6 protein-coding genes are annotated in these 11,683 nt (G+C 36.7%); all 6 read left to right on the forward strand.

The window, feature by feature from the left end; translation table 11 throughout:
* Nucleotides 1–307: 307 nt before the first annotated feature.
* The 6 genes from KZH69_RS01950 to KZH69_RS01975 all read left to right on the forward strand — a co-directional run bounded on the left by KZH69_RS01950 (nt 308) and on the right by KZH69_RS01975 (nt 11,639).
* Nucleotides 308–1,801: a xylulokinase gene (locus KZH69_RS01950; RefSeq protein WP_219315781.1), complete on the forward strand. Its 1,494-nt coding sequence runs from the start codon at nt 308–310 to the stop codon at nt 1,799–1,801.
* Between the two features lie 2 nt (nt 1,802–1,803).
* Nucleotides 1,804–3,126 (forward strand): xylose isomerase, encoded by a 1,323-nt coding sequence (gene xylA / locus KZH69_RS01955; RefSeq protein WP_219315782.1) that lies wholly within the window; start codon nt 1,804–1,806, stop codon nt 3,124–3,126.
* 48 nt (nt 3,127–3,174) lie between these two features.
* Nucleotides 3,175–6,261 carry a SusC/RagA family TonB-linked outer membrane protein gene (locus KZH69_RS01960; protein ID WP_219315783.1) on the forward strand — a complete coding sequence of 1,029 codons (3,087 nt, stop codon included), beginning with the start codon at nt 3,175–3,177 and terminating at the stop codon, nt 6,259–6,261.
* Nucleotides 6,262–6,273: 12 nt separating this feature from the next.
* Nucleotides 6,274–7,851 (forward strand): RagB/SusD family nutrient uptake outer membrane protein, encoded by a 1,578-nt coding sequence (locus tag KZH69_RS01965; RefSeq protein ID WP_219315784.1) that lies wholly within the window; start codon nt 6,274–6,276, stop codon nt 7,849–7,851.
* A 119-nt stretch (nt 7,852–7,970) separates the two neighbouring features.
* Entirely contained in the window at nt 7,971–8,816 is an 846-nt protein-coding gene (locus KZH69_RS01970; RefSeq protein WP_219315785.1) for a hypothetical protein, read from the forward strand.
* A 345-nt stretch (nt 8,817–9,161) separates the two neighbouring features.
* Entirely contained in the window at nt 9,162–11,639 is a 2,478-nt protein-coding gene (locus tag KZH69_RS01975) for a glycoside hydrolase family 2 TIM barrel-domain containing protein (RefSeq protein WP_219315786.1), read from the forward strand.
* Nucleotides 11,640–11,683: the final 44 nt, after the last annotated feature.

The following is an 11,683-nucleotide window of genomic DNA, read 5'->3' on the forward strand; positions in this document are numbered from 1 at the left end:
ATTAAAGCTGCTTTTTGATTCTAAACCTCAAATGTTTCCTATTGTCAAATTAAATAAAATTTAAATCACTGTAAATCAATGCTTTAATTTTGTAAAAAACATTAAAAGGTCTAAAAAAACCTTCTTTTTAGATAGGATACCAATAAAAATAAAAACCTTTTTTTATTAATTACAAATATTTAATCTCAATTTTTTGTTAATATGAAAAATTCGTTATATACTTGTAGTCAAATTAACCATAACGTTGTGGTTTGTTTGACCAAAAGTACAAAAAACAATAGTAAGTCAATCATATAATAATAAGAATATGTATTTTTTAGGAATCGATTTAGGGAGCTCGTCTATAAAATTATCAGTATTTGATGCTGACAAAGGAATTACTGTTGCTTCGGTAACCGCTCCTGAATTTGAGATGAATATTATTGCTCCTAAATTTGGCTGGGCAGAACAAGAACCAAATAAATGGTGGGAATATGTAAAAAACGGAATTCAATCTCTTGGAACTAAACAGCATGTCGATTTAAAAAAGATTGCAGGAATTGGGATTGCGTATCAAATGCACGGTTTGGTATTGACTGATGAAAATATCAATCCAGTTCGCTCTTCTATCATTTGGTGTGACAGTAGAGCTGCCAGCATAGGGAATGAAGCTTATGATAGAATGGGACACGAATCCTTTCAGCAGCAAATACTTGGAAGCCCAGGAAATTTTACGGCTTCCAAATTAAAATGGGTTCAAACTAATGAACCAGAGATTTTTCAAAAAGCGGTTTACATGATGCTTCCGGGCGATTTTATAGCTGCAAGACTATCCGGAAAAGCACAAATAGGTACTTCGGGCTTATCGGAAGCCGCTTTGTGGAATTTCTCAAAAGGAACTTTAGCCATCGAAGTCTTGCAGGCTATGGGACTTCCCGAAGATAAGATTCCTGAAATTGTGCCCAACTTTGGGTATCAAGCAACGGTGCACCCCAATGTTGCGTCCCAATTAGGATTAAGTCCTGATGTAAAAATCACTTACCGAGGTGGCGACCAGCCTAATAATGCTATGTCATTGAATGTGTTAAAACAGGGAGAGATTGCAACAACAGCTGGTACTTCGGCAGTGATTTATGCCGTAAGTAACCAAGATGTTTATGACAAAGAAAATCGTATCAATACCTTTTTGCATGTCAATAATACCGAAGCTCAAAAAAATAATGGCGTAATGCTTTGCATCAATGGTTCTGGAATTTTGTACCAATGGCTGCGCAAAATTATGTCAACAGACAGAAATGGTTTAATCGCTTATGAAGCACTAAATACAGAAGCGGCCAAAGTAGCGGTTGGCAGTAATGGTTTGCGTTTTTATCCTTTTGGAAATGGGGTAGAACGCATTTTTAATAATAAAAAGGTTGATGCCGGAATTCAAAATCTAAACTTTAATATCCATCAATCGGGACATTTGATTCGTTCTGCATGTGAAGGAATTGTTTTTGCGATGAATTATGGTTTTGATGTAATGAAATCGGTAGGAGCATCTGGAGAAATTGTTCGAGCAGGAAATGCCAATCTTTTTTTGAGTCCCGTTTTTAGAGAAATCTTTACCAATACGACTCAAACTACATTAGAATTATACAACACCTCCGGATCTGAAGGGGCTGCTCGTGGAGCCGCTTATGGTTTTGGTTATTATGCTTCTTTGGATCAGGCTTTTGAAGGGTTAAAATGCATAGATAGAATAGAACCAAATCCTATTTTGACTTCACAGTATCAGGAAATATACCAAGAATGGAAAAATCATATTAAACTAGAATCATGATAATGACTACAACAAAACAATCGTATTTTAAAAACATCGATACCATAAAATTTGAGGGTAGAGAAAGTACAAATCCACTAGCTTTCAAATGGTACGATGAGAATCGTATAGTAGCCGGTAAAACGCTAAAAGAGCATTTGCGTTTTTCTATGGCGTACTGGCATACCTTATGCAACAAAGGGGGAGATCCTTTTGGACCAGGTACTGAAACATTTGAATGGGATAAACATGAGAATGTTATTCAACGTGCAAAAGACAAAATGGATGCCGCTTTTGAATTTATGAGCAAACTGGGCATACCTTATTATTGTTTTCATGACGTCGATATGGTAGACGATGCGCCTACTTTGGAAGAATTTGAAAAGCGTGTAAAAGCTTTGGTGGCTTACGCTAAAATCAAACAAGAAGAAACGGGAATTAAATTGTTATGGGGAACTTCAAACTTATTTAGCAATCCTCGCTATATGAATGGAGCTTCTACCAATCCAAATTTTGATGTAGTGGCGTATGCAGCAGCTCAAGCTAAGATTGCTATTGATGCAACGATTGCTTTGGGAGGCGAAAATTATGTGTTCTGGGGTGGAAGAGAAGGATATATGAGCCTTTTGAACACCGATATGAAAAGAGAATTAGAACATATGGGCCGATTTTTGACCATTTGCAGAGACTATGCCCGCAAACAAGGGTTTAAAGGAACTTTCCTTATTGAGCCAAAACCAATGGAACCGATGAAACATCAATATGATTTTGATGCAGCTACCACTTTAGGATTTCTACACAAACACGGACTCCAAGATGATTTCAAACTGAATTTGGAAGTAAATCATGCAACTCTTGCAGGACATTCTTTCGAACATGAATTACAAGTGGCTGTAGATGCCGGAATGTTAGGAAGTATTGATGCGAATCGTGGAGATTATCAAAACGGATGGGATACGGATCAATTTCCTGTAAATGTTTTTGAAATTACCCAATCTATGTTGGTGATTTTAGAAGGAGGAGGAATTCAAGGTGGCGGAATCAACTTCGACGCAAAGGTGAGAAGAAATTCAATCGATATAGAAGATAAATTCATTGCTCATATTGCGGGAATGGATGTTTTTGCCAGAGGACTTATCTGTGCAGATGAAATTTTAAGAAATACCAATTATAAAGATTTACGTCAACAACGTTACGGATCATTTGACGGGGATAACGGAGCTAAGTATGAAAAAGGGGAACTCTCCCTTGAAGATCTTAGTGTTATTGCCCGTGCAAAAGGAGAACCTCAGCCAATAAGCGGGAAACAAGAACTATTTGAACAAATTATAGCCAATGCTTTTTAGAACCAACACAATCATTACTAACTTAAATTAACCAATTCTTAAATTATTATGAAAAGAAAATATTGTACATCGACAATGCTTCCCTTTTGTATGTCACTCCTGTTCAGTGTATTTATGCTACAGTCAGGTTTTGCACAACAGAAAACTCTTTCTGTAACGGGGAAAGTAACCTCTACAAGTGATGGCCTAGGTATTCCTGGAGCCAATATTACTGTAGAAGGAGGAGGAGCAAGTACATCGACAGACTTTGACGGAACTTATAAAATTAATGTCAAATCAGATGATGTATTAAAAATTACTGTTTTAGGGTATAGATCCCAAAAAATTTCGGTAAACAACCAATCAACGATTAATGTTGGTTTGCAAACAGAAACTTCTGACCTTAAGGAAGTTGTAGTTATTGGGTATGGTACTCAGAAAAAGAAAGTTTCTACAGCTGCAACTTCAGTAGTATCGGCAAAGGACATTCAAGCAGTAGCTGTTGGTGATGTTGTAAATGCCTTGCAAGGACAAAGTTCGGGTGTTAATGTTACTTCTACTTCTGGACAACCTGGAGCTGGTATGGTAATCAACATTCGTGGGGTAGGAACCGCAGGAAACAATTCGCCTTTATATGTTGTAGATGGTGTGGTGGTAGATAATGGTATTGGATATTTGGATCCATCTTCTATTGAAAGAGTTGATATTCTTAAAGATGCTGCAGCGGCTTCAATTTATGGAGCTAGAGCGGCCAATGGTGTTGTATTGGTAACAACCAAAAAGGGGAAAGATGGTAAAATGAATGTATCGTTAAGTACATATACCGGTTTCCAACAAGTGGCTAAAAAATTAGACTTGTTGAATACGCAAGAGTACACTACCATTGTAAATGAAGGGCGAGTGAATTCAGGTCTTTCTCCTTTGTATACTCCGGCGCAAATTGCATCTTTCCCAGATCACGATTGGCAAGATGATTTGTTTAATGAAGGTGCAATGAAACAAAATCACTCTTTATTAATTACAGGGGGTGATAAAAAATCGACTATTGCAACGGGATTGTCTTATTATGGACAAGACGGACTTATTGGTAGTCAAACCAATCAATCTAAATATGGTCGTACAACATTTAATGTGAATTCAACTTCAGAGGTTATCGAAAATCATTTGAAAATAGGAGAAAATTTCTCTTACGCCAATATCAAAAGTAGTGGTGTTTCTGATCAAGGGATTTACAGTAACAGTATTAGAGGATTCATAAATGCAGCTCCAATTGATGCCGCTTATGATGATAATGGTGATTTTGCACATTCTGTAATTTCTTCAGACATCAGTAATCCACTTGGGTCATTGTACTATAATAACTTCAATGAAAACAAAATTGACCGTTATGTAGGTAACATTTTTGCGGAAGCAAAATTTTTGAAAAACTTTACATTTAGAACTAGTTTTGGTGTTGATATTACCGATAGCGCTTACCGCTCTTATGTTCCGGTATATTCACTTTCTTCAAATACGAACAATACTGTATCCAGTGTTACCCAGAGTTCTAATAAAGGATTGGGTTGGTTATTTGAAAATACCTTGCAATACAAAGCTTCTTTAAATGAGGTTCACCATTTTGATGTATTAGTGGGGACATCTGCTAAAGAAAACACTTCGGAATACATAAGTGCTACGGGTAAAAATTTAAATTTTGATGATTTTGCACATGCTTATTTGAGTAATGCTACAGATAAAACTTCTAATACCGTTTCAGGTGGTCGTTATGATTATTCTATGCAATCTTATTTTGGACGTTTATTGTATGATTATGACAATAAATATTTGTTCTCGGCTACTGTACGTAGAGATGGATCGTCCAATTTTGGACCAAACAACAAGTATGCTATATTTCCTGCGTTTTCTGCAGGTTGGAATGTGGACAAAGAAAGTTTTTTTCCAGAAAACAAAGTGGTTACAAATCTTAAAATTAGAGGTAGCTGGGGGCAAAACGGGAATGATCAATTCGCTAAACAATTTGCTTATATGTCAACAATAAGTTCTTATGATAAAAACTACCATTTTGGGACTACGGATGAAACATTACAAGTGGGATCTAGTCCAGATGCACTTTCTAATCCAGATTTAAAATGGGAAACTTCAGAACAATTGGATTTAGGTTTTGACCTTACTTTGTTTTCTTCGTTGACTTTTACTTTTGATTATTATGACAAAAAAACCAAAGATTGGCTAGTGCAGGCTTCTGTGCCAGATATTGCTGGAGCTACAGCGCCTTACATCAATGGAGGTGACATTAGCAATAAAGGTTTGGAATTTGCTTTAGGGTATAGAACAAATTTTGGAAAAGATTGGACTTTTGCGGTAAATGGTAATGCTTCATTCAACCAAAATGAAGTTCTTCGAATTGCAAACGCTGAAGGAATCATTCACGGAGATACAAACTTGTTGTTTCAAGGGATAGATGAGATAAACAGAGTTGAAGTTGGACAACCAATAGGCTATTTCTACGGTTTAAAAACGGACGGAATTTTTCAAAATGCATCTGAACTTACTTCGGTTCAACCTAATGCACAACCTGGAGATGTTCGTTTTGTTGATTTAAACGGTGATGGAAAAATTGATGCCAACGACAAAACTAAAATTGGCAATCCAAATCCTGATTTTACGTATGGTTTGAGTATGGATGTATCTTATAAAGCGTTTGATTTTTCTATTTACACTTATGGTGTGGCAGGAAGCCAAAATGTTTTTGGAGTTCATGATTATACTCGTGCTTATAACAATTACACTACAAGTATCTTAGACAGATGGACTACCGAAGGTACTTCGAACAGTATACCAAGAGTTACTAACGGTACAGATGCTAATGGGAATTATACGAAATTCTCTGATTTGTATATTCAAAATGCTGATTTCTTCAGAATTAAATCGGCTACTTTGGGTTGTGACTTGACAAAATTGACAGACAATCTTAACTTCTTTAGCAAATTTAGACTTTATGTAGCGGCAAACAACTTGTTTACGTTTACTAAATACCAAGGAATGGATCCAGAAATTGGATTTGGAAACACTAACCAATCATGGGCCAGAGGTATTGACATAGGATATTATCCACAGCCTAGAACTTACATGTTGGGTCTTAATGTTAACTTTTAAAAAATGATACCGATGAAAAACTATATAAAATTATTTGCAGTTTCGAGCCTTTTCGTATTAGGGGCATGTTCCAATGATTTTTTGGAGAACGAACCTTATACCGAAAAAGTTACCGAAAATTTTTATAAAACGCCGAAAGATGCGTATGAAGGTGTTGTAGCAATCTATGACATATTGCAACGCGAAGCGTATGGAGGACCTTTATTGATAAGCGAGCAAGCATCTGATGATTGTTTTGGAGGATATGGAATAGCAGATGCTCAAGCAGATTTAGAATGGGATCGTTTTTTATACGTTTCTGATAAAGACATGAATAAAGACACCTGGAAAACACTTTACCAAGGAATCTATAGATCTAATATTTTATTAGAAAACTTAGATAAAATTGATTGGGGAACTGATGCAGCACTTAAAACAAAATACGAAGCAGAAGCTCGTTTCTTGAGAGCTCATTTCCATTTTCAATTGGCCAAAATGTTCGGGGATATAGTAGCACTAGATCACACTCTTGATGCAAGCGAATTGTATTCTCCAAGAGTAGCTCCGGAAGTAACTTATGCTCTAATTGCCGGTGATTTGAAATTTGCTGCGGATAATTTGGGTAGCGATAACTACTCTCAACCAGGAAATCCTAATTATGGACATGTAACTAAATGGGCTGCTGAATCCTATCTTGCAAGAACATTTTTGTTCTATACTGATTATTATAAAAAAGCGGATTTAGCGGGCGTTGTTTCCAAAACACAAGCGGTAGCTTACATAAACGATGCTGTTAATAATAGTGGACACGCACTAGTTGCTGATTTCTCTCATTTATGGCTTGCCGCTTCGCTTGAAAATTTTGCAGGGGAAGACAATACCGAAATGGTTTGGGCAGTTCGTTTCAATGGATCAGGTAAAGGGGATTGGAATCTTCATGAAGGAAACCGTTTTCAAGTGCTTATTGCTCCTCGTGGTGGTGCGATAGGACGTTATGCTACAGGATGGGGCGGTGCGACTGTTAACCCAAAATTGTACAAGGCTTACGGATTAGGGGATACTCGTAGAGATGCTACTATTATTAATTTCGCAGGTGAAGGCTTGAATTTTGATGCGCAAGCTAGAGAGCAACGTCAATACACGGGGTATGCATGGAAAAAATATTGCCCAATTACAGACGCAGCAGGAAAAGCAATTGTAGAGGTCAATGGAGGAAATTTCCAAATTGATAACTATCAAGATTTAGCTGTAATTCGTTTCGCAGATGTACTCTTGATGGCAGCTGAACTTAATTTGGGAACCAATGATGGATTCGCTCAAACATGTCTAGACAGAGTACGTGACCGTGCTTATAAAGATCAAGCACACCATCTTGCTGTTACTAAAAAAGTAATTATGGAGGAACGTCGTTTAGAGTTGGCTCTTGAAGGGCAGCGTTATTTTGATTTGATTAGACAAGGCACAACAGTGGCTAAAGCAGCTATTGATAATGCTGATACAGACCCTCAGTTTAATGTAACATTTAGACCAGAAACATTGGGTTGGTTCCCTCTTCCTCAATCTCAAATCATACTTTCAAACGGAACGATGTCACAAAACGCTGGTTGGTAATTTTAACTAATAAAAAAAGAAACTATGAAATCGCCTCTCACATCAAGTTTGCGCAAGCAAACATCAATAAATAAAAGGGCGATACCATATATGACCACTAACAAATAAATTTAACATATATGAAACGTAAACTATATACACTTATAGCAGTAATAGCTCTAGGGACACTTTTTTCCTGTGAACCGGTAGAAGACAGAAATAGTCTTCCCGCAATAACCTATACAGAAGCGGCTCTTAATCATACGGAAGTTGTAACGGCCAATACTTTGGTTATGACAAATAATGATAAAGACGTTACTCCTTATTGGTCGATTACTGACGCAACTGGGGCAGAGATAGGACATTTTAATACTAATTCGTCATCTGTAATAATCCCTTTTAAAGGAACCTATGCTGTGACTTATACAGCTTACACAAGAGGAGGGGCATTGTACACTCAGCCAAAAACGATAACTATTGCTAAAACGGATTTGTCGTCTATTACAACAGATCCAAAATGGGCAATGTTAACCAATGGAGCTGCTGGAAAAACATGGGTATTAAATATGGCCAATCCTGTAGGATGGGCAGGATTAGAATATCCAGGTGCATCTGGAGATAACTGGAATTGGTTTCCTGATTATGCAAGTAACAGTTGGGTAATGGAAAACAAGGATTGGGGTGAAATGCACTTTGATCTTAATGAAGCTTATAATGTTTCCGTAAAACAAACCGCAATTGTTGGTACTTCTCAGACAAACAAGTCAGGAACTTTTGTGTTTGATATTCCAAATAATAAATTAGTTTTTAACGGAGGAGTAGAGATGCTTTATGGTGGGGATTATTATGCCGATGTTAGTAATTGGACCTCTGTGCACGTTATAAAACTTACAGAAACTGAACTTGAACTTGGAGTGGTTCGCGACCAAAGTAGAAAAGGTGAAGGAAAGTGTCAAATCGTTTTCCGTTACAAACCAAAACCATAATGCAATAATTAGTAGGTTAGTGCAGTTTTTTGGGTTTTGAAACGGGTATGCAATATCAAGAGTTAGGATTCATACACTAACTCTTGATTGCAATCCCAAAATAATAGAGATTTGTTTCAAAAGGAAAAGAAAAAGTACTACTAAAAAGTTATAATATAACGTATCGATAATTGGTGTAATTTGAACACATATCGATACATTTATACTACTTTAAAACTATTAGTAATTTAATAAAAATGAACATTAGCTTAAATTGGACACAAGAACCAATGAAGATATGTGACTTGAGCCATAGCGAAAAGGCCAAGCAATTCCATACTCCAATAAAAACAAATAGTATCTAACATGAAAAATTTGAACCTTTTAAAAACACTGGCCATTTTTGGATTTATTGTAATTTTTGGTTGCCATAAAGATAATAGTGACCCTTTTTCTTCCAGAAAAATTTCTTTTAATTCCGATTGGGGTTTTCATTTAAATGACAGTATTATTGATAAAGATACTATTGGAACTAATACAAAATGGAGAACACTAAATGTCCCTCACGATTGGACTGTTGAAGGAAAGTTTGATGAAAAAAGCCCTGCAGGATATGGAGGTGGAGCACTTACTGGTGGTTTAGGTTGGTACAAAAAAACATTTAAAGTTGCAGATGAAGACAGCACAAAAGTAACTTCAATAATTTTTGATGGTGTTTATAAAAATAGTGAAGTTTGGGTAAACGGACATTATTTAGGAAAACGCCCAAATGGTTATATTAGTTTTCAGTATGAAATTTCTCCATATTTGAATTATGGAGATAAAAACAACGAAATTATTGTTAAGGTTGACAATTCAAAACAACCCAACTCACGTTGGTATTCTGGTTCAGGAATATTCAGAAACGTATGGTTAGAAACTACAGATAAATTGCATGTTGGTCAATGGGGAACGTATGTTACCACACCTAAAGTTACAACCGAAAAAGCTACAGTTAAATTTGAAACTACGATTCAAAATCAAAATTCAACTTCCAAAAAAGCTACTGTAACTACTACTATTTTTAAAAAGAATACTAAAGTAACATCGGTTACTCAAAATATATCAATTGGTGCCAAAGCCAATCAAACAGTTAAACAAGAAGCTCAAGTCGAAACGCCAATTTTATGGTCTGTTGAAGCTCCCGAATTGTACACAGCTGTTACCGAAATTTCGGTAGACGATAAAATTGTAGATCAATACAAAACCAATTTCGGAATCAGAAGTTTTAAATTCGATGTTGACAAAGGATTTATTTTAAACGGAAAGCAGGTTAAAATTAAAGGTGTTTGTATGCACCACGATTTAGGTCCATTGGGATCGGCGATTAATACCAGAGCCATTGAACGCCAATTGCAAATCATGAAAGACATGGGAGTAAATGGTATAAGAACCTCTCACAATCCTCCAGCCCCGGAGCTTTTAGATCTTTGCGATAAAATGGGTTTCATTGTCATGGACGAAGCTTTTGATATGTGGAAAAAAGCAAAAACCAAATACGATTACAGTCTTGACTGGGATCAATGGCATGCCAAAGATTTACAGGATCAGATCCTTAGAGATCGCAATCATCCCAGCATATTTATGTGGAGTATCGGAAACGAAATTCCAGAACAATGGAGTGATGAAGGTGTAGTAATTGCCAAAGAATTATCAGGAATCGTAAAAAAACTGGATGCCACACGTTTGGTTACTGCTGCAATGAATCCTGCCGTTAATATGAATATTGACGAGGTAACTTTGCAATTTGAAAAGTCTAAAACTGGTTTCAATAAATTAGCTACTTCGGGAGCTTTGGATATTATTGGCTACAATTATGCCCATCAAACTTTTGAATACCATCAAAAAAACTTTCCGAATGTGCCTTTCATTGCCACCGAAACTACTTCGGCTTTAGAAACACGCGGCTATTACGATGCCGTTTCGGATGTCGTTAAGAAATGGCCGGTAAGATGGGATCTTAAATTTACGGATGGAAATCTAGGCAATACAGTATCTGCTTATGACCAGGTTCAGGCGCCTTGGGGTTCTACGCACGAAGCCACTTGGAAAGTGATGAAAAAGCACGATTTCCTTGCAGGAATGTACATCTGGACCGGTTTCGATTATATTGGTGAACCAACACCTTATGAATGGCCATCTATCAGTTCGTATTTTGGAATTGTGGATTTAGCCGGTTTCCCAAAAGACGTTTATTATATGTACCAAAGTGAATGGACAAACAAAACGGTTCTGCATCTTTTTCCACATTGGAACTGGGCAGCAGGTCAAAACGTAGATGTTTGGGCATACTATAACAATGCCGATGAGGTGGAACTTTTTCTTAACGGAAAATCAGTTGGCGTTCGCAGCAAAAAAGGAGACGATTTGCACGTAATGTGGAGAATTCCTTTTCAAGCAGGTACATTGAAAGCTATTTCCCGTAAAAACGGAAAAACAGTTTTAGAAACCGAAATCAAAACAGCCGGAACAGCAACAAATTTAAAATTGTTTGCAGACAGACCAACGATTAAAGCTGATGGAAACGATTTATCTTTCGTAACCGTTGATATTACAGATGCGAATGGCGTGCTTTCGCCAAATGCCAATAACGAAATCCAATTTTCTTTGAAAGGAAACGGAAAAATTGTAGGTGTTTGTAGTGGAGATCCGGTAAGTCATGAATCCTACAAAGGCGACAGACACACAGCCCTTAACGGAAAATGTCTCGTTGTAATTCAGGCAGGAGAAAAAGTTGAAAAACTGGAATTGACTGCCAGTGCCAGTGGTTTGAAAAGCAGCACAACAATAATTACGGTTAAATAAAGAAATGCTCAAACCGATAGATTTTAGAAATCTGTCGGGTTTGA

The sequence above is a fragment of the Flavobacterium taihuense genome, assembly GCF_019351435.1.
GTDB classification, from domain to species: Bacteria; Bacteroidota; Bacteroidia; order Flavobacteriales; family Flavobacteriaceae; genus Flavobacterium; species Flavobacterium taihuense.

Bases quoted from the DNA above. Each gene is read 5' to 3' on its own strand.
- KZH69_RS01960 (WP_219315783.1), top strand. From the start codon at position 3,175: ATGAAAAGAAAATATTGTACATCGACAATGCTTCCCTTTTGTATGTCA.
- KZH69_RS01975 (WP_219315786.1), top strand. From the start codon at position 9,162: ATGAAAAATTTGAACCTTTTAAAAACACTGGCCATTTTTGGATTTATT.
- KZH69_RS01970 (WP_219315785.1), top strand. From the start codon at position 7,971: ATGAAACGTAAACTATATACACTTATAGCAGTAATAGCTCTAGGGACA.
- KZH69_RS01950 (WP_219315781.1), top strand. From the start codon at position 308: ATGTATTTTTTAGGAATCGATTTAGGGAGCTCGTCTATAAAATTATCA.
- xylA (WP_219315782.1), top strand. From the start codon at position 1,804: ATGACTACAACAAAACAATCGTATTTTAAAAACATCGATACCATAAAA.
- KZH69_RS01965 (WP_219315784.1), top strand. From the start codon at position 6,274: ATGAAAAACTATATAAAATTATTTGCAGTTTCGAGCCTTTTCGTATTA.